The organism is Paenibacillus sophorae, from assembly GCF_018966525.1.
Taxonomy (GTDB): domain Bacteria; phylum Bacillota; class Bacilli; order Paenibacillales; family Paenibacillaceae; genus Paenibacillus_AQ; species Paenibacillus_AQ sophorae.
Window position 1 is genome coordinate 4,866,764 of record NZ_CP076607.1, and the last position, 18,021, is coordinate 4,884,784.

At 40.1% G+C, this 18,021-nt stretch carries 28 protein-coding genes and 1 tRNA gene; 13 read left to right on the forward strand and 16 right to left on the reverse strand.

The features are described 5' to 3' along the window. Positions 1 to 5 precede the first annotated feature (5 nt). Genes KP014_RS23670 through KP014_RS23680 form a run of 4 tightly spaced genes read right to left on the reverse strand, consistent with a single transcriptional unit; the run spans position 6 to position 2,794 of the window. Positions 6 to 1,715: a DUF2326 domain-containing protein gene (locus KP014_RS23670; RefSeq protein WP_036598452.1), complete on the reverse strand. Its 1,710-nt coding sequence runs from the start codon at positions 1,713 to 1,715 to the stop codon at positions 6 to 8. After that, complete coding sequence (locus KP014_RS29435; RefSeq protein ID WP_036598453.1) at positions 1,709 to 1,936, reverse strand: ABC-three component system middle component 6; 228 nt, start codon at positions 1,934 to 1,936, stop codon at positions 1,709 to 1,711. Before KP014_RS29435 ends, KP014_RS23670 begins: the two co-directional genes overlap by 7 nt. A gap of 2 nt (positions 1,937 to 1,938) precedes the next feature. Further along, entirely contained in the window at positions 1,939 to 2,556 is a 618-nt protein-coding gene (locus tag KP014_RS23675) for a hypothetical protein (RefSeq protein WP_036598454.1), read from the reverse strand. Further along, entirely contained in the window at positions 2,546 to 2,794 is a 249-nt protein-coding gene (locus KP014_RS23680; protein WP_036598455.1) for a hypothetical protein, read from the reverse strand. Before KP014_RS23680 ends, KP014_RS23675 begins: the two co-directional genes overlap by 11 nt. A gap of 192 nt (positions 2,795 to 2,986) precedes the next feature. Here KP014_RS23680 and KP014_RS29270 point away from each other — a divergent pair, with 192 nt between their 5' ends. The 6 genes from KP014_RS29270 (at position 2,987) to KP014_RS29170 (ending at position 5,417) form a co-directional block, all read left to right on the forward strand. Further along, the gene (locus KP014_RS29270) at positions 2,987 to 3,157 is read left to right on the forward strand and encodes a hypothetical protein (protein ID WP_343223019.1); all 171 of its coding nucleotides are present in this window, start codon (positions 2,987 to 2,989) and stop codon (positions 3,155 to 3,157) included. 45 nt (positions 3,158 to 3,202) lie between these two features. Then, positions 3,203 to 3,595, forward strand: coding sequence for a RadC family protein (radC, locus tag KP014_RS29275; RefSeq protein ID WP_343223135.1), 393 nt, complete (start codon positions 3,203 to 3,205; stop codon positions 3,593 to 3,595). Between the two features lie 187 nt (positions 3,596 to 3,782). Next, on the forward strand, positions 3,783 to 4,124 hold the full coding sequence (locus KP014_RS23690) for a helix-turn-helix domain-containing protein (RefSeq protein ID WP_036598457.1): 342 nt from the start codon (positions 3,783 to 3,785) through the stop codon (positions 4,122 to 4,124). Between the two features lie 60 nt (positions 4,125 to 4,184). Next, positions 4,185 to 4,754 (forward strand): hypothetical protein, encoded by a 570-nt coding sequence (locus tag KP014_RS23695; RefSeq protein ID WP_036598458.1) that lies wholly within the window; start codon positions 4,185 to 4,187, stop codon positions 4,752 to 4,754. Positions 4,755 to 5,086: 332 nt separating this feature from the next. Then, positions 5,087 to 5,266, forward strand: coding sequence for a hypothetical protein (locus KP014_RS23700; RefSeq protein WP_036598461.1), 180 nt, complete (start codon positions 5,087 to 5,089; stop codon positions 5,264 to 5,266). A gap of 25 nt (positions 5,267 to 5,291) precedes the next feature. Further along, entirely contained in the window at positions 5,292 to 5,417 is a 126-nt protein-coding gene (locus tag KP014_RS29170; protein ID WP_256716985.1) for a hypothetical protein, read from the forward strand. Between the two features lie 50 nt (positions 5,418 to 5,467). Here KP014_RS29170 and KP014_RS23705 read toward each other — a convergent pair whose 3' ends face one another. Then, the gene (locus KP014_RS23705) at positions 5,468 to 6,496 is read right to left on the reverse strand and encodes a hypothetical protein (RefSeq protein ID WP_175491877.1); all 1,029 of its coding nucleotides are present in this window, start codon (positions 6,494 to 6,496) and stop codon (positions 5,468 to 5,470) included. A gap of 122 nt (positions 6,497 to 6,618) precedes the next feature. Next, positions 6,619 to 8,589 (reverse strand): DUF927 domain-containing protein, encoded by a 1,971-nt coding sequence (locus tag KP014_RS23710; protein WP_036598464.1) that lies wholly within the window; start codon positions 8,587 to 8,589, stop codon positions 6,619 to 6,621. Positions 8,590 to 8,786: 197 nt separating this feature from the next. Between KP014_RS23710 and KP014_RS23715 the strand changes: the two genes are divergently transcribed. Next, the gene (locus tag KP014_RS23715) at positions 8,787 to 9,956 is read left to right on the forward strand and encodes a tyrosine-type recombinase/integrase (protein WP_036598466.1); all 1,170 of its coding nucleotides are present in this window, start codon (positions 8,787 to 8,789) and stop codon (positions 9,954 to 9,956) included. Beyond that, entirely contained in the window at positions 9,953 to 10,147 is a 195-nt protein-coding gene (locus KP014_RS23720; RefSeq protein ID WP_036598468.1) for a hypothetical protein, read from the forward strand. The genes KP014_RS23715 and KP014_RS23720 overlap by 4 nt, the downstream gene beginning before the upstream one ends. A gap of 163 nt (positions 10,148 to 10,310) precedes the next feature. Here the strand turns inward: KP014_RS23720 and KP014_RS23725 are convergent. Together KP014_RS23725 and KP014_RS28940 are read right to left on the reverse strand one after the other, a co-directional pair. After that, a tRNA-Leu gene (locus tag KP014_RS23725) sits at positions 10,311 to 10,396 on the reverse strand. Positions 10,397 to 10,560: 164 nt separating this feature from the next. Beyond that, positions 10,561 to 10,947 carry a WGxxGxxG family protein gene (locus KP014_RS28940; protein WP_051500323.1) on the reverse strand — a complete coding sequence of 129 codons (387 nt, stop codon included), beginning with the start codon at positions 10,945 to 10,947 and terminating at the stop codon, positions 10,561 to 10,563. 125 nt (positions 10,948 to 11,072) lie between these two features. Between KP014_RS28940 and KP014_RS23735 the strand changes: the two genes are divergently transcribed. Further along, on the forward strand, positions 11,073 to 11,228 hold the full coding sequence (locus KP014_RS23735; protein ID WP_175491878.1) for a hypothetical protein: 156 nt from the start codon (positions 11,073 to 11,075) through the stop codon (positions 11,226 to 11,228). Positions 11,229 to 11,327: 99 nt separating this feature from the next. Here KP014_RS23735 and KP014_RS23740 read toward each other — a convergent pair whose 3' ends face one another. Together KP014_RS23740 and KP014_RS23745 are read right to left on the reverse strand one after the other, a co-directional pair. Further along, on the reverse strand, positions 11,328 to 11,663 hold the full coding sequence (locus KP014_RS23740) for a YolD-like family protein (RefSeq protein WP_036598469.1): 336 nt from the start codon (positions 11,661 to 11,663) through the stop codon (positions 11,328 to 11,330). A gap of 173 nt (positions 11,664 to 11,836) precedes the next feature. After that, positions 11,837 to 12,361 (reverse strand): hypothetical protein, encoded by a 525-nt coding sequence (locus KP014_RS23745; protein ID WP_036598470.1) that lies wholly within the window; start codon positions 12,359 to 12,361, stop codon positions 11,837 to 11,839. 129 nt (positions 12,362 to 12,490) lie between these two features. On the opposite strand from KP014_RS23745, the gene KP014_RS23750 reads away from it, so the two are divergent. Beyond that, entirely contained in the window at positions 12,491 to 12,937 is a 447-nt protein-coding gene (locus KP014_RS23750; RefSeq protein ID WP_175491884.1) for a NucA/NucB deoxyribonuclease domain-containing protein, read from the forward strand. A 46-nt stretch (positions 12,938 to 12,983) separates the two neighbouring features. On the opposite strand, the gene KP014_RS28945 is transcribed toward KP014_RS23750, so the two are convergent. The 5 genes from KP014_RS28945 to KP014_RS23770 form a co-directional block, all read right to left on the reverse strand. After that, the gene (locus KP014_RS28945; RefSeq protein WP_139210611.1) at positions 12,984 to 13,109 is read right to left on the reverse strand and encodes a sporulation protein YjcZ; all 126 of its coding nucleotides are present in this window, start codon (positions 13,107 to 13,109) and stop codon (positions 12,984 to 12,986) included. Between the two features lie 94 nt (positions 13,110 to 13,203). Then, on the reverse strand, positions 13,204 to 13,668 hold the full coding sequence (locus KP014_RS23755; RefSeq protein ID WP_051500324.1) for a ferritin-like domain-containing protein: 465 nt from the start codon (positions 13,666 to 13,668) through the stop codon (positions 13,204 to 13,206). A gap of 164 nt (positions 13,669 to 13,832) precedes the next feature. Beyond that, positions 13,833 to 14,195 carry a YmaF family protein gene (locus KP014_RS23760; protein ID WP_036598474.1) on the reverse strand — a complete coding sequence of 121 codons (363 nt, stop codon included), beginning with the start codon at positions 14,193 to 14,195 and terminating at the stop codon, positions 13,833 to 13,835. A gap of 104 nt (positions 14,196 to 14,299) precedes the next feature. Further along, the gene (locus KP014_RS23765) at positions 14,300 to 14,557 is read right to left on the reverse strand and encodes a GlsB/YeaQ/YmgE family stress response membrane protein (protein WP_036598475.1); all 258 of its coding nucleotides are present in this window, start codon (positions 14,555 to 14,557) and stop codon (positions 14,300 to 14,302) included. Positions 14,558 to 14,615: 58 nt separating this feature from the next. Then, positions 14,616 to 15,500: a TetR/AcrR family transcriptional regulator gene (locus KP014_RS23770; RefSeq protein ID WP_036598477.1), complete on the reverse strand. Its 885-nt coding sequence runs from the start codon at positions 15,498 to 15,500 to the stop codon at positions 14,616 to 14,618. A 153-nt stretch (positions 15,501 to 15,653) separates the two neighbouring features. Between KP014_RS23770 and KP014_RS23775 the strand changes: the two genes are divergently transcribed. Continuing rightward, positions 15,654 to 16,442, forward strand: coding sequence for a DUF1684 domain-containing protein (locus tag KP014_RS23775; protein ID WP_051500325.1), 789 nt, complete (start codon positions 15,654 to 15,656; stop codon positions 16,440 to 16,442). Positions 16,443 to 16,597: 155 nt separating this feature from the next. Beyond that, positions 16,598 to 16,906: a hypothetical protein gene (locus tag KP014_RS23780; protein WP_036598480.1), complete on the forward strand. Its 309-nt coding sequence runs from the start codon at positions 16,598 to 16,600 to the stop codon at positions 16,904 to 16,906. 237 nt (positions 16,907 to 17,143) lie between these two features. On the opposite strand, the gene KP014_RS23785 is transcribed toward KP014_RS23780, so the two are convergent. Further along, positions 17,144 to 17,596: an ASCH domain-containing protein gene (locus KP014_RS23785; RefSeq protein WP_090834333.1), complete on the reverse strand. Its 453-nt coding sequence runs from the start codon at positions 17,594 to 17,596 to the stop codon at positions 17,144 to 17,146. 95 nt (positions 17,597 to 17,691) lie between these two features. Here KP014_RS23785 and KP014_RS23790 point away from each other — a divergent pair, with 95 nt between their 5' ends. Continuing rightward, positions 17,692 to 18,003 carry a DUF6199 family natural product biosynthesis protein gene (locus KP014_RS23790; protein WP_246590574.1) on the forward strand — a complete coding sequence of 104 codons (312 nt, stop codon included), beginning with the start codon at positions 17,692 to 17,694 and terminating at the stop codon, positions 18,001 to 18,003. Positions 18,004 to 18,021 lie beyond the last annotated feature (18 nt).

Genomic DNA, 18,021 nt, shown 5'->3' on the forward strand with positions numbered 1-18,021 from the left:
AAACACTATACTTTAAAGAACTTTTCATCCTTACTAAGCTCTAGTACTTTACACTCTTCAATTAGAGCGGATTCGATTTTGTCGACCCTTTCTCTAAGAATAGGAACAATATACTGGCCATTGATATCTCTAGATAATTCAAATATTGTTCTCAATTGATTGATATGGGTATTCTCTAACTTATCATGTATTACAAATCTTGGAGAAACAATGCTCATTTCTTCTGCAAACTTTATATAAGCTAAATCAAAGGCTACAATTATGCCCTTTTTCATTCCGGTTCCTACATTCCCCTTAAATAAATCCAGCGAAACAGGGAATTTATTCTGTTCCTTCCATTTGCTATTGTATACAAATAAATATTTTTCACCATACAATTTTTCACAGTAATCCGAAAAATATACGTTAAACTTACCTATAATATCATTGATATTATTTGAATCCATCTGTTGGCTAATTTGTTTGATATCATTAGTCAAATTATCTTTTAAGGTTTCAGCACTTGTTAATATTTTTATAGTTTGGTTTATAGCACCTTTTTCTAGGACAAGTGCTTCTATTTTTTGGTTTATAGAATTCAACTCTTCAAGTAGTCCTTCATCAAGTAAATCAATTGTTAAGTTTTTATTCTGTTCTAACAGTGTATCTCTTCCGTATTCCAGTTCAGTATAGCGCTTTTCTTTGATTGTTAATTGATCCTTTACAAAATCTATTCTATTTTGAATCATCTTATTATGAAAAAGGAGTAAGTCTTCAAATGTTTTATTAACTGTGCCAATATAGGCTTTGGCTTCATTATAAATATAACTTATTTGACTATGATTTATATTGCTTTTTTCATTCTCTAATTTTTCTATATTTACAGTTATTTGTTTTATTTCAAATTGTAACATCTGCATTTCAGCTTCTACTTCATTAATTGAATTAATAATATTTCTTTTATTTTTCAATTCCTCCTTATAGGTCTCCATATAATCAAGGTTTTTTCTTTTTGTTGAAAGTTCTACTAAATCGCTATCTATAAGTTGTTTTCGTTGCTCTAAAATATCGAGCGAACTGATATTCTCGTCATGTTGTAAAAGTCTAATTTTTGTTTCTACTTCTTTTAGATTTGCTGAAAGAGTGTCTTTTTTACTGAGTAAATCATTTTTTATTATTCTAAAGAGGAACAGATAGATTGAATCATATGTATCGTTAGATGTTGTATTTCCAAGATATTTAATCATATTTTCAGAGGTTATATTATCAACTCTAACGAACTTAGGGATCAACTGTCTTAAAGTGGGGTTGTGCTCATCTAAATCAAACAATAAAAGCTTCAGTTTTCCCCAGAATTCTTCTTGGGTGAATTCAATGGAATCAATGATTCTTTTTCCTCTATTAAATAATTGTCTAACAATACTGCTTTTCTTTTTTTTATTCGGATCAACTAGAATTAACTCAGCTTCAACTTTATGCTCCATTAGGAATTCTCTTATTTCATGATTCTCACTTTTTGTGTCTACATCAAAATATAAACTTCTAACCGATTTAGCTCCAAGGCATAAGTCAATTATTTTAACAACTGTGGTTTTACCGACGTTATTACCGCTGTCTTTTGCTGAATCACTTGTGTTATCAACAATAAGACTTAACCCTTTATGATTGAAGGAAATATCCCTAATAATCTCAATTTCGGGTTTCGTTTTTCTTACGATTAGCCTATGAATTAGCATATTTTCACCTTATCTTGCTCAATATTTATTAGAGAAAGCATATATAACCAATCTAATGAATAATAAATAAAATCAATATACAGATTACTATCTATGATAGATTTAGTCTTTTCATAAAGCTCGTCAATAGATAAGGAGTCATGTTTTTTTAATAAATCTAAAATTATTCCACCAATGTAATACAGTGAATATTTCGGTTCTCTATCTATATTTATTATCATTTTCAAACCACCTGCGGTTTCTCCAATATCTTACATTCCACAAAAGCATAACAAATTATTCTCATTAGTGCTTCATCAATTTCTTCAACAAATAAATTATCATTTCTAGTAATTCGACTTTCTAAGTCCCTCTTGACAAAATCTAAAATTCTATCCGCATTTAATCTGACAATGTCCATTTCAGGTTGTGTACTCGCTCTATTTTCAAGTAAAATCCCACCTTTGCATTCTCTGTAAAGAACAGAAACGCTTCTTAAAACCTTACTTTTTATCCCTACATTGTTATTGTCAATTATATTAAATGCTTGCTCACAAATACTTCCATATAAGCTATATTCCCTAATTAACTCTTTATACTTTATGACATCATTGTATTTTATCTTTTCTTCAATGGTATAACTCATCAAGTCAATCGGATTCAATTTGTAAGACCGTTCCATGTCTTCATCATCAACATTTGCTAGTTCGGCTAACTTTTCAATTAAGGATGGAATTAAAGAAAAAGTACTGACGGTATTCTCTGGTTGTATGTATGTAATACCACCATACACATCCCCTGTCATAAGTCCGTTGTTTTCTCCTGTATTGGTAATTGTGAAATTGCGTTTTTTATCTATCACGCTTATCAATTCCTCCTGTGACAATACCAGCCATTACACCATTATTTTTTCCACTATTTTCAACATCAATTTTTCCACTATTTTTTATGTCGTGTTTTTGAAGATCAGAATTGATCTCGGTATTTTTGATTTGAGTTAATATTAGTCTCGCTTCATTTTTAGCTTTGATCGCAAATATTGTCGATATGATTGTTGCAATCATTGATGCGATACTGATAATCAACATAGTTATATCCATAGAGAATCCAGCTCCTTTTTCTACGTTCCTTTGATAAAAACTAGTTCAATAATACTAATAAACAGAAAGATCGACAAGAAAAAATTTACAATCGTATCTTTCCCAAGAGTATATTCATGGATTTTAAATCTATATTATAACTTTGCATTAACTATTTAATATATTATTAACCTAAGGAGAGGGAATGCTAGAATGTGTAGTGAGCAAAAAGAAGATATCATTAAGTTATTGGCTCAAATATTAAGAGATAAGCATGATAACGATGAAATTGGTAATTTACTAGATATTTTTCCAACTAGAGCAGAACTTATAAATGCATCTGAGCAACAATTAACATCTATAAAAGGTATTGGTAAAAAGTAAGCACTACAAATATACGCACTGATCCAATTAGCTAAATCTATCACCATCCAAGATCAAAAAAACTGTATTATTCGCACACCCCAAGATGTTTTTAAACTCCTCGAAGCAGAACTTTGTCATGAGCAAAAAGAACACTTCATCTGCCTCTTCCTCAACACTAAGAACAGCCTCATCTTCAAAGAAGTCATCTCCATAGGCTCTCTGAACGCCGCTATCGTCCATCCTAGAGAAGTATTCCATGCAGCCATAAGACGCTGTAGTGCCTCGCTCATATGCGCTCACAACCACCCGAGCGGAGACCCGGAGCCATCCATTGAGGACATTAATTTAACAAAACGACTCATAGCTGCTGGGGAAATCATAGGAATAGAAGTCCTTGATCATGTAATTATCGGCGGCAATCGCTTCTACAGTTTGAAAGAACATGGGCATTTCTAAAGTTCGCTAAACAGCTTTTATTGACATGTCCTTCAAATAATCAGATGTAAAGACCTCTCTTAAGTGCTTTTATCCACGGTTTAACCACACTCCGTATCAATTCCCTACTATAAGCATTGAAATCCGTACTATATCCTGTTGAGCCTCCTACCAAAAAATTCTATCGTTTGATTAGGGGTGAAGGGAAATGAACAGCATCGAATCTATTGGGGAAAATATCAGGATTTTGCGATTGAAAAATGGTTTCAGTCAGGAGCAGCTTGCACTAAGTGCAGGGGTAAACACATCTTACATTGGGCAGATTGAACGTGGAGAAAAGAACCCTACGATCAAAATACTAGAACAAATCTCGGCTGCTCTGGAGATCACCTTAATTGACCTATTGACTTTGTATGATCCAAAGGGAGGTGTGAGAAGCAGTTGCCATCCTTCAACTTTAACTATAACCCCTGAAACCATTAAGCAGTGTCTACTGGAAGTATTGATGGACAACACAAATATGATTATTGAAAACAAGAAAGGAACTTAAAGGACAGTTAATCTTTTAGTTATTGAAAAATAGCATATCAATCATATTGGAGGAAATATAATGATGAACAGTGCTTCAGGCAAGCATACATTTGCCCAAGAACCTATAGTCTTAGAAAATCCTATGAAGGGCTATAAAAAATGGTACTACGGCTTAATTCCTGTATCTTGCATTTCTTTTATGATAATCGGAGGTCTGGGATTTGGTTTGTTTATTGGTTTTATTATTGGTTGGGCTTTGGCCTACATGATTATAAACGGAATAGCCGGAGTGAGATTATTGAAGTTAAACTTCGCAAATCATCCTATGTCGGCACTGGTTACAAATGAACAGTTATACGATCAGTTGGGCACTTTTGCCCATCCTGATTTCACAGTTGAAAAAGGGCAGGGACGTGTTCGCTTTGTATTTAAAAATAAGACTGTGCATACAATCTGGATTAACGAAAAAAAGCAGACTTATTCTGTCATTTCAAAATTCAAGAAAAAGAGTATGATCACTAATCGGCATAATCCCGGTATCAAAGAATACATACATGCCTATAATGCCAATCCTATTGTTCAAAATGCCGTTAATTCAGCAACTCTATCCTTCAAAAAACAAGAAGGTACTATTCTTCAAAAGGCATAATTCAGATTGTATTGGAGGATATAAAGCCAATGATTGAAATATATGTTCTTCTTTCTATACCGTTTGGTTGGAAATTCATAAGCAAGCCACAACGTAACATCACTGTATTTACAACAATCTCTAATTATATCGTTTACAAGATCATCTTGTCTCTATTTGTTGGCTGGGCCGTAACCCCGTTTTACTTAATCGGTTATCTCTTTAAGTTAATTCGATTGTTTAATACATCTTCAAATACTGAAAAGCAAACTAAATAGAGTTACCAGTACAACGGGAAGAGCGACAGCTCCTCCCGTTTATTTTGCGTTAGTCCCTGAAAGGAGGTGAGATTCATGGATAAAGTAATAGAAACAGCTGGGAAGTCTGCCCTGACCGCAGTGGGCGCACTTTTTGGAGGAGGCGTAGGGGCAGCACTTGGCACAGCATTATTCCCTGGCGTAAGAACAGCCGTTGGTTATTTATTTGGTGTTGGATATGGAACACTCAGCGGCCTCAAAGCTTGGAAACATTAGTGAAAAAAATTAATGGAGGAATCAAATGATGAGTGATTTTTGGGAGCGTGTAGTAGAATGTGGTGTAGATGCAGTGAGCCAAACAATTGAAAACAAATTTAATGTGATTGAAACAGCAAAGGATTTGTACGATAAGTATAAAGAAGAATAATGAGAGTCAGCTACTTGAAGCCCGTATTTTAATTAATTGCGGGCTTCAGTTCATTCAAATTCCTCCTCAATTTTCGCATAAGGATTTTCAATAAAATCAATTCCCCATTCTTCAGGAATTAGAACAGGATTAATATTCAAATCCCTAAGTTTTTTAAGCATCTTACCAAATCTATCAGCAGACATCTTTGTGTTTTCATTACTATTAACAAAAATTTCTTTCGCTTTAGTGATTCCTCCGCAATGTTCGATAAATTTAAGCATAGTAATGAGTGTTTGACGTTTTTTGAAATTTTGTACCCTTTGATTTATAATTTGCTCTGCACATTTCAAGGTGTGATAGTCACCTTCCCCAACAATCAATTTATAAAACTTCATTACTTCATGTTTTAATCTTTGTTTGCTTAATACTTCTTTTACAGTTTCCTTTCCATTGCGAACTTGAGTTTCAAACCGAAATAATCCTTTTGTCTGCGAAAAATCCACCCATTTCTTTTTACTTTTACCCTCTTTTATTAAGAGTGTTTCATAACGATTATACCAATTGACTGTTTTGTTTTCTGACATCAAGTAACAGTTAGTGATTTCAGAAAAATACTTCTTGGTTTTATCATTGTCCATAAAGTAATCAGGAATAAACCCCCTTTTAAATAAAGATAGATATTGTGGAATCAAGACCTCTTGTAAGTTTATATCTACAGCAGCTTCTATTCTTTTGGCTGTCCATTCAAAAAAGTCGGGGACTTTTAATGAAAGAGTATCCTTTAATACAAAATTAAAGACATCTCGAACCCAATCAAATTCAGATACTTTTGCTAAAGAATAATATCCTTCTTTATCAATAGTTAGCTTGGGACGTAAACGTACCTCTATAGAATAGTGGCCCCAAGAAGCAGAACGTATTCGAATTTCTTGAAAACCGATCTGGGAGAACGCATTTGTGACATAGGCATTTTTATCATGATGGTCTTTGCGAAGTTGACTCTTATTTAAATATTTCTTTAAGTATGACTGTATTGAAGTAAAAGTTCTGTCATACTCTATCCGGGTCATTCTGTATACAAGGTACACCATGTCCACCAAAGCAACAGCACCTCCTACACCCGCACCGCCTATACGACAGTATCTAATTGGCGGAGGGGTAGTATTATTTAAGGAACTGTTACCAGGCAAATAATAAAGAATAAAGTGGAGTTACGATGCTATTTTCCCTTCTTATGATTCCATTCATCTTCGTTGGATATTAAGCCCGTATCAATTAAATTCGCATCTGATAAACTCTCTTCTATATCTTGGTAATCATAAGTGTCATCTTCAATTCCCTCCCACTCCTCTATGTAACGTAATGTATCTTGCTTTGATTGCTCATCTAATTTTATTATTAGCTCTGAAACATTAACTATCTTTCGAGCATCAAACGTTATAGCTCTGGATGTTGAATGCCTGAAATTTTCGTCTTGGGTTTGAAGTGGTGTTGTAATGCCGCTTGAAGATTTAAGTATCAGGTTTGCTTCCTCTAGCAACTTCCCTAATTTTTTCACTCCTACTAAAATTTCATTACGTTTTCTGGATTCCTGATATAAAATTCCATATGAACTTTCCCATACAAGTTTTAATTCTTCTGTATCAGGATAATAGATTCCCAGTGTCCCATTTGATGGATTGAGGCGTCCATTTGAATAACTAAGATCATGAGGCAAAGCTATTTTGACTGCCCCCCCCCTGATTGCTTCTATCAGCAATTCTAGAAATAACTCAACTTGAGGGTGAACAACGGGTTTTGATTGATCCTCTAGTATATTCATAAATATTTGCAATGCATTATCACTAATTATTTGTGATTCCAGCGGCGTTATAAATTCTTTTTCCGCTGCATACAAGATATAAAAATTGAAAGTATTAAATAGGTGACTAATACTATCAATAATCCTAGAATGAACTTTAGATTCAAATTTCAATCTTAATTTTTGGAAGTCGCTTTTGTATTGATCAATCATTTGGGAGTTTAACTTTTCTGATAACCAATCCAGATAAAAGAAAATACTTGTGGATAATGGATTCATCTTTTCAAACTTCTCGAATCTCTTCATCTTAGCTGAATCAAATCCAGGCTCATTACGATTGAAAATGTTATCCATTGATATCCTGATTGTACGAGCGATTGTTGAACTGTTTTTCTCATTATTGTTAAGGAACCGTTCTCCAGTAAATAAAGCCATTCCGGTTGGTAAAGCATCATCGACTGAGGAAAGTTGTCTATCCCCTAACCATCGAATGATATTCTCGACTTTTTCGTCAGTACGATATTCATTCTCTGCAGTTTTTGAAGTTCCATAATCATCAACTACAATAACGCTGTCCTTATGTTTGGTGTAAGCTGATTTTAAATCCTTCTTATAAGAGTCAACACGAACTATGTTTTCAGTATCGTAAAAGCTTGTAAAAAGACTTGACAATCTTGTCTTACCCAAACCTGTCTTTCCATAAATCCACATGGCGAAGTTAGGTGACAAATCTTTGGACTCTACAAGAGGAGTAACAATGAGCGAAAGAAGAGAGTAACTCAGTAGAGCATACGTCACCTTTTGATCACAGATATTTAGCATTTCAATTGTCTCCTTAAACGCTTGCTCCTCGCTTAAAGAGTTGTTCTTCAAGAATTTAAATTCTGTAAATGTGGTTCTATAGGTTTGTCTCGACTTACCGATCTTCCCTCCAGAATGTAAGAAAAACCAACCTTGTTCATCTTTGTGCCAACCAATTAAATCTAGCTCATTTACTGTTGGAATCTTCTTATCAATGTGATTTAAAAATTGCAAAATCCACACATAAGATTTCGGAGTTATAGAGTCTAGTACAGCAAATTGATTCCATCGCCGAATCCAATTCACATTATGCAGTTCTTTCTTAAGAATAGTGATAGGCTCCAAAAGAACTGTCGCCCCTTCTCTTAAAGCATAAAATTTGTAACGCATATCTTTGATGTTTCCTTGTTTATCCAACACGTTAACTTTTTCCACTGGAATCAAAATAAAGTGGAAGGTTGATGCCTTTTGTCCACTTATGTGTACATTGAAATCCCCATTCTCATCAACATAAAAATGATCACCAGCGTAACTTTCATTGAAAAAAGCTAAAAGAGATTCAGGTGTATCACTATCGCGAATATTCATATATACCTCCAAAAAATATGAAAATGTGATTATAAATTAGGACTTTATCACATTTTCATATTTTTTCCTGTATTATTTTTCACTTTGCGTTTAACAGCTAATTAATTCTATATACTTACCATTCCAGCTTTATAGGCAGGGGCAATCACGCTCCTGTCTTTTTCATATCCCAAAAAAATCATTGGAGGTCGAAGCACATGAAAGGCAGCTTACGTAAACGCAATAAATACTGGTACATCATTGTTGAAACGAAGGACGAGTCCGGGAAGCGAAAGCCAAAGTGGATTAATACCAAATGCGAAAAGAAATCCGATGCCGAAAAGTTTCTGCGAGAAACACTTACAAAAATGGACAACAACAGTTTTGTCCTTCCACAACGAAAACTCAAATTCACCGAATTTATGCTGGATTGGCTTAATAACGTTATTAAAAGTGAGGTAGAGGGAACTACTTGGGAAGGTTATGAGATGATTGTAACAAAGCATATCATTCCATATTTCAGGAAAACAAATGATATACTCCTACAAGAATTACAACCTATGCATCTGCAAAAATATTATGAGACAAAGTATCAAGATGATCCATCGACTGGCAAAAAAGGATTATCCGCTAAAACATTAAGAAGACACCACGCTAATATTAGGAGTGCTTTGAAATTCGGAGTGCGAATGAACCTGATTCCTTTTAATCCTGCTGATCGAATCGTGCTTCCAAAGCAGGAGAAATTCAATGCTAGCTACTACACTGTCGAACAGCTCGAAAAGCTGTTTGAGGTTTGCTTGGGTACACCGATAGAATCGGCAGTATATCTCGCTGCTCATTATGGGCTTCGACGTTCTGAGGTGCTTGGATTGAAGTGGGATTGTATCAATTTCGAAGAAAAGACAATCTCGATTAAAGAGGTTCGCGTGAAGTACGGTAAAGAAGTTGTGGTAAAGAAACCTAAAAGCGAGAGCAGCCAGCGCATTCTGCCTTTGATGGAAAAACTCGAAGATTATCTATTACCTCTAAAGAAACAACGGATAAAAAACAAACTGCTATATGGCAAAGATTACGTCGATAGCGGTCTTGTATGCTGCTGGCCTGACGGCAGTCCCATGAAGACGGAATACCTGAATCACAAATTCAAAGCCATACTTGCAAAGAACGGATTGCCGCATATCAGATTCCATGATCTCAGGCACTCGACAGCCAGCTACTTGATTAAAAATGGCGTAAGTCTGAAAGAGATTCAGGTCTGGCTGGGACATTCAACCATCAGCATTACAGCCAATACTTATACGCACATCGACATGGAGACGAAAAAGGATACCGCACAAAAGATCAACGATATCTTTTCTAAGAAATCAAAGGGGGCCGCTCAATGAAGCATATCGCTTGGGGAGCATTAGATGATGCGGCAATCCAGTCTGCGCTGCTGGATATTGCCATACTCCACGTAAAGCTTGCTTTGGAGCATAGCGACAAGAATACTTTACCTTATCGTAAAGAAGTCATTAGAGCAGAAATCCAGCGCCTGAGAATGGAGCGTGACAGAATCCTCGAACGTAGAGTTTGAATAAAGAGCGCTCGTTATAAAATCAATTCAAGCATCATTCCGAGCGTACCGGAAACCTCGAATCTACACACAAAAAAAGGCGCCGTTAGCAAAATGTTAGCAAATCACTTTAAAAACAAACAAGGGTTCCAGCTCTAATGAGCTGAAACCCTTGTTCTTCTAGTGCCGAGGACGGGGGTCGAACCCGTACGGTACTCACGTACCGCAGGATTTTAAGTCCTGTGCGTCTGCCAATTCCGCCACCCCGGCAGGGGTAAAATAAACTTACGCGCGTGACGCGACAAGATATATAATATCATGATTCTATAGTTGACGCAATCATTATTTTTTCTGTGCATCCGCTTTTCTATCGCTGGACAAAACATGGCCCGCACCGGCGCTTCACCGGATACGGGCCATTGTCCCTGCTCGAATTAACGGCGTTCGCCGGTTCTGTTTCTCATGCCCACCAGACCGAACAGGCCGATCAGACCAAGCCATCCCCAATTGGAATAGTTGCGATTGTTTGCCGCATTTGTAGCGCGGTATGTGCCGGTACGCGTAGTGCCCAGCGGAGTAACGGCTGTGCCCGTACGGCCCGGTGCGGTCATCGTATTGTCGTTGGTGTACGTGGTACCTGTAGGATAGGTTACCCGGTCGCCGCGATACATGTTGGCGGTCATTCCGCTATTGGTTTCCGTAGCGTTAACCGCCACGCTTTCCGCCTCGGCTGCAGATGTATTCTCTGCATAACCGACACCCATCAGACTCATCGATAAAACAGCGCTGCATGCAAGGCTAGCCATCAGCTTCTTTTTCAAAGGTGTGTCCCTCCTTTTATGTTAGTCGCTGTTAGCTTCTCCCCATACGCCCGACTCTATGCAGAGCATGCCGCATTATTCAACCGCTGCCGGGAACACTAACTTACAGAAAGGTGGGATCAACCATGGATATATATTTCGACAGCTACAAAATTGCGGCTCTGGAGAAGCAGGACGACGCCGTCGAGATCATTCGCAGCGCCGAAGCCAACATCGCGCGATTGACAGGCAGCCCCGTTACGCTGATCGCCTTTGAGAAAAGCGAAGGGACGGAGCGTTAGCCTTAAAGTCCGAGTCACACAAATGGCACAAGTATCCTGATACTGAATCTGAAGAGTCGGGCGCGGACTGTCACCCGGGCAGTTCGTTAGCCCCCCATATTAACCAGGGTACACTTCGATAATGCAGTCCAGCCCGATCCATCTCCACTCGTCCGCCCATTGCAGCTTGATTTCACGCGAGTGGGCATGAATGGAGGTGACAAACCCGCTCAGCCTCACATCCTCATAAGAATCGAACAGAACAAGCGTTACCCGGACATGCTCCCGCAGCGACAGCGTCAGCGTTCGTTCCATCTCTTCCCGCTTCTGGTCATCAAGCACGGGCGGTTCCCGGCGCAGTATCTCCCGCTGTTCCTCCAGAATTCGCTGCTTATGCTCAGGCAGCATCATGCGGCTGCTTTCCCACAAACCGTTTCCCTCCAGTTTTTTACCCAAAGGGATTCGCCTCCTTTTTTCAAAAAATATTCTCCGCTCTCCAATACAGGAACGTATGTTTGTATTATATCCACTTTTCCGCTCATGAATCAACAAGGAAAAAATAACAGCGAAAAAGACGCTGACAGCTGCTGCCGCTGCGCGCCTTTTTACCCGGGACGGTTTGATCCGGTCTATTCGCTTTTCTTCGTATCCAACAACCCGATTGCTTCTCTCGCTTCGTTAAGCTTGGAAATACCATACAGCATCACAATGTCCGCATTTTTATTCATTTGATCGAACTGTTCGGCGGTTACATCGGGAGAAACGGCGCTTTCCGAAGCTTCTTTTTTGATCTCATAGGCTTTTTGAAAAGAGTCCTTGGCTTCTGCCAAAAGCTTCTCGACATTATCCGGAAGTCCGGATGGAATCTTTACGTCATGAGCCTGGTCCGATAAGTCGGATGCCGTATCCTGAAACTTCTTGATGGCCTTCTCCAGCTCATCAGCCGTTAACGTGCCTCCGGAATAGGAAGCAAGCGCTTCGTTAAAATCATCCAAGGACGATTTCGCGCTCTGATCGAGTGTCGACATCTCGTCATAAAATTGCTGAACGCTCTTCTGCATATCTTCTTGGGATAATGCAGCTGGCGCTCCTCCGCCGCAGGCGCTGAGCAGTGCAAGCAATATCGCCGCGCCTACCAGTAAGGCTATTCTCATGTATTCTATCCCTCCTTTTAAAAGGATAGAAAAAATTGTCGAAATGCGCAACTGAAAAAAGTAGGAATCCTCTGTGACAGACTCCCCGAATGAATTATAATGAAATGTACTTGCCGTTAATGAAAGGAGATTAAAGTGCGTAAACGTAAGCATAAGACCTATCTTCTGGTCATCATTCTGCTGCTTCTGGTGCTGTCTTACCTGGCTGAAAAAAACGGCTGGAACTTCGAGAATCCTCCTGCTTCCGATTCAGAGGTGGTGCAGTTGATCTTCCCGTCGGACGAATATCCGGAGACCGCAGAGCATATTGAGGAGGCCATGGATAAGGGTGAATCCAAAATATGTACGATTGACCGTGGCGGAGCCGAGGAGAACCGCAAGGAATCGCTAAAAGGCGTCCCTACCAAAAAGCGCTACGACCGCGATGAATGGCCTATGGCTATGTGCAAAGAAGGCGGAACGGGGGCGGACATCGCATACATATCACCGGCTGACAACCGTGGTGCGGGCAGTTGGGTTGGCAATCAGCTGGATCAATACCCGGATGGGACACGGATCGAGTTCATTATTAAATGACAACCCCTTCAAGCCAAGCTTGAAGGGGCTGCACCGGTTTTCGCTACTAGAGCCAACAGGCTTTAAGGATAATAACAAGCAGGATGAATAGAACCAGAATCGCTCCCGTCGAATTACAAGGATACATTGGTCCATAATTTGCTCCACCAACACCGCCACAATCAGCACCCATGATCGAAAACCTCCTCTGCAATTGAATACAACACAGAATATGTCACAGGAAAGTATAACGTATGGGCCAAATGGAAATGATCTCTTGAGACATCCTATTTATTTTTGGCGTACAGCCAGTTGTAATAACCTGCATGTTTAATCTCGTCCGTCATAATCTCGAATATCCAATCTCGGTACTGGGGATTGATATGCAGATAGATCGTACGGTATTTTTCAAAAGCTTTTAACTCGCCTAACAAAGCCTTTTCAATCCCCTCCAGATAGCTGGCGGGCAGTTGTTCTGAAGCTTTGTCCGATGGGGCAGGAGCCTTACCCGTTAATTGGGTATATAAGGTTCTGAACATGGCCCTGTGCTTTCTCTCATCATCACGAATGCCTGTAATAACCTCTTTCTGCTGCTGAGTAGGCGCAAGCTTGATGAGAAAATCATAAAACAATTCATCGTTCCGTTCCCCTTGAATGGATTGCTCGATAAGCCCAATCACCATATCGCTGTTACGATGGTACGACCAGTTGGCTAACGCATGCTGGGGAATAACATAAGGTTGATAATACATAACGGGATGACACCGCCTTAACTGAGGTTTGAACCACTTCGTTTACAGGGTATTCACCCATAGACCTGAAAGTGCCTAATGCCCGCCCATTAATGTATTCAGAAAAAAAGGCCAACCAGCAATCTCTGGTTGACCTTAAGCATACAAAATGCAAGCTAAAAAAATTAAACAAGAGGCGATTCAATCAATGTTGCGAAATTGAACTGGTGTGTATGACCATCGTTTAATGTAGTTCGGCCTGTTACAAAGTGCACGTGTTTGCCATTTCCGACTGGAATAGCCGGTCCCGTTCTAATTCTTCTCAGATTATGAAAATGGTCCAGAAAATCCGTTCTTTCGAGATCAATTTCATGGACATGAGTACTTCCTACCCGAATCGCCTGTCCTGTAACGCCTGCAAAGCGGTGGTTATGCCGATCTGCGCCTGCCTCAGCCAGTTTAGTGCTGCCTTCAAATTCATGTACATGTCTCTGTGCTTGTCTGGGAGATACTGCTTTCTTCACTACTGTAGCCCGTTTCTTCTGCATCCGCTGCATGCCTCCTTAAGATTATGCGATATCACCACATCCTATTAAGGCAAACATAGATAGGTGCTGGGCTGATTCCGAACTATCTTTGGCGTCATTTCCGTTTATCGTCTTCGGTAGCCGTCACTGCGGGCAATCGCGAAAAAAATAAGCAGCGCCACTATTGCACCGACAATCGACGGTACGACATAAAATCCTCCTACGACCGGTCCACGATTCCCAAGCAGTTCTGTACCCAACCAAGATCCAACGAACCCGGCCACGATATTACCGACTAAGCCTCCCGGCACGTCTCTGCCAATCAGGTTGCCGCTTAACCAACCAATCAGTCCGCCAATAATTAATACCCAGAGCAGATCCATTCAGTCGCCCCCCTTTCAATGTTCAAGGTATGTTTGGGGCTGGAATAGGTGACCCGATTTAGGAATGTGACAGGGTAGTACTAATTAATCGGTTCAACTGGCTGACATAAGTGCCCAGTTCATTCTCTTTGGCCAAATCGTTTAAAAGAGCATTCAGCAAAAACTGTCTTGGTTTCTCACTCTCCCCCTCCTCCTTCAATAATAAAAGCACTTCCCGCAGTTCACTTTTTCTCGAATTTGACACGTTGATTTCCTGAATGGTAGACAGCAAGACTTCGTACAGCAAGGCTTTGCGTTCCGCAATCGAAAACTCCTCTTGGTCGTCCAACACGAAATCGCCCATTAATGAATCGGACAAAATAGACGGTGAAGTACTTTTTTTCAATCCTTCAACCAAGCTATCCATTTGTTCCGCAATGAACACGGTAAGTTCTCCATACGACAAGGGCTTGTTGCCAAAGAACATCAAATAGTTGTATTCCCTTAACGCACCGGAGAACAGAGCCGCTAAATCCCAAGCATGATCTTTAACATCCGATCCGTAATATCGCATTAATAGATCCCGATAATATGCCAACAATTTCCTCATAAATTTATCAATATAGGACCGGATTTTGCTGCTATCAAAAGGGGCCAATTCCATGTTGTCATTTGATCCATAATTCATATAATTACGGATTTGATAGTCGATTTCGGCGATGAACCTGTTTCTTGGCGTCAAGCCCGGATTCTGCGTTATATGGTCAATCTCTTGCGACATTTGTTGATGCCGTTCATCCAGAATATGGATATACAAATCTTCTTTTGAAGGAAAAAACTTATATATCGTTCCTTTAGCGATGCTGCAATCGTCCGCTATATCTTGTATGGAAGTTGATTGATATCCTTTTTTAGAAAATAAACGGATAGCCGATTGCATAATTTTATTTTTCGTAAGACTCATTGCCTGCCTCCTGCAAAAATAATGTTTGACACGCGTCATTTAAGGTGCTAAAAATAAAGCTACAGAGTCGTGACTCATTGGTTTTTTAAAAAACCACATGTTCAAGTATCTCTCAAGCAGGGATCATAAATCAAATCTGAAAGGATGAAAAGAATGAAACATTATGAAACTTGGCGTTCCGAACGCATCAATTCTCTGATTGGTCCACAAGGAATTTTGGCGGAGATCAATCGCTACTTCATTAGTGAATCCTGCTCGCTTGCAGAAATCCCCGGCACTTGGTCTCCGGCCTCCGAGCCGCAGCAGGGACTGTTGTTGTCCTCCTCTGCTGATGACAAAATTGAGGTAGACGGCAAAATAGTGGACGGCACCGTTTTAGTGACTCCATCATCCGCTATTCGTTATACCGACCGGCTCACAGCTACAGTCATTACTCCTGACGGAATCAATTACGGCATCCGTATTTGGGATTCAGACTCTGCTGCAATCCGGAAGTTTGACGGCATCTCCTCCTATCCCTATAACCCGGAGTGGGTTGTGAAAGCGGAGTACTTGCCTTCCAGCGCAAGCAGAACTGTATCCTTCGAGCTGTTTAATCAACAGGGCTTAACTCAAGAATTGCCCTCCCCAGGGGACATCAGATTTCAAATAAACGGGGAGAGCTATGAACTCGTTACGTATGCATTTTTCAATCAAATCGTTCTTACTTTCAAGGATTTAACGAATGGCCGTCAAACCTATGAGGCATTGCGTTTTCTGTTAATTCAACCCGAAGCGGATGGAACTGTCGTTCTTGATTTCAATTACGCCTTTCTGCCCCCCTGCGCCTTCAATCAGTCTCCGTTGTTTCCTTGCCCGCTCCCTCCGGCTCAGAATCGACTTCATTTCCCGATTGAAGCCGGCGAGCGGGAGCCTTTGTTCAAAGATAACCAAAAGGCTTGAATATACTGTTGCCATCATCCCTAAGTTTACCGCATTAACCTTACTCTGTCCTAATCGCCCTACACACAAAAAGCTTGGAGCCAGCATAAAGTGTGGTACAGAAGATGCGCCAATTATCCTTTTTTAAGATAAAGTTTAGGGAGGAAGGGAGAATTATGGCTCCTCTCGGAAAACGCAAAATTTCAAGCTCCAAAAAGAAAACCACCGCTTCCGCACTTAAGGAAAGTAAAGGGCTTGAATTAGCCGTGGCCGCGCTTTTGTTGACTGGAAAGCTTAAAGTGGATTCCGTGCAATTGTACACTGACGCTTCTCTATTCATCAGCCTGGTAGGCAAATACAAAAAATTAAGCGATTTAAGCGACAGCAATGTCGAGAAGCTGGTCAACTTCATGAATGATAACGGCGGCTTAACATTGAACGATCTTATGGAAGCATTAAAAAAGAAAACCGGGAACAACAAATAATCTCACGAAAAAGGTGGGCAACCTAATGAGCGGCTTTGACGGAGAAAGTTTTGCCGGAAACATTCTTCTTATTATCGTTATTGCTTTGCTTATTTTTGGATCAACGGATATCGAGGATTTAACCGGCGCTCCGTCTTCATCCTGAATGGATTGCGGTAATCCTTCCGGACAACCGGTACGGCTAAAATGCCAAATAACCCCGACAGGCATGATTGGTCTGACGGGGTTATTGTCTTACTAGACACCATCCCAATTCCAAAGCCCCTGTCTTCCCTTGGCCGGAATTGGCTCCGGCAGCCGCTGAACGTCCGCCAGCTCCCAGGCAAAGCGGCCGTCACTGTAATCGCCGAAAAGTTGTTCGTTGCTTAGGTAATCTCCCCATGTTCGAAGCTGATGGGTGCCTTCCAGCGAAATCAATCCGTTCTCGCCATAAGGCCGCGTCACTCGGTAACATTCCTTCAGCCGGCACACCGCCACGACGGAACCGGTTGGCAGGTTATCTGCCGTGTAGCCATGCTTGGCAAGGACGCTCTTAAAGGGCTCACGCTGGCAAATCTCCTTATCGATCTTCTTGCCGGCGTGGATAGCGAGCTGGCCGCGGTTCTTAGTCTTCCAGCTGCGCGTTTCAAACTTCTTTTCGCCGAGAGCGATCAGGGTCGCCCAGGGTTGAAGAATGGTAATGCAACGCATGAATTTTTCCTCCTCTATGGTAAAATGAAAGCAGTAACTATAATTCATATAGGGCGAGACAATGAACGATTTCGCTTACATAAACGGTGTTCTTCATGGTGACGGTTGGTGCAAACGTACTTCATTTGAGAGTAACATTCCTGAAAGTATCCCGTATTTATTACAAAGGGGATGATTTAAAGTTGTTCTTTGCCGTTTTCCTTATTATTCTCGGACTTCTAATAATCGCGTTGGGCATATTTGCTATTAGTAAGCCAACTTTCGGCTGGTCTTTAAGCGAAGGCTGGAAAGTAAAAGGCGACTCTGAACCCAGCGATGCCTATATAGGCTCAATAAAGTTTGGCGGAGCAGTTTCTATAATGCTGGGCTCATTAATATTAATAGGTGGTATTCTAAACACACTATAATTACCATTGTCTTCTTCA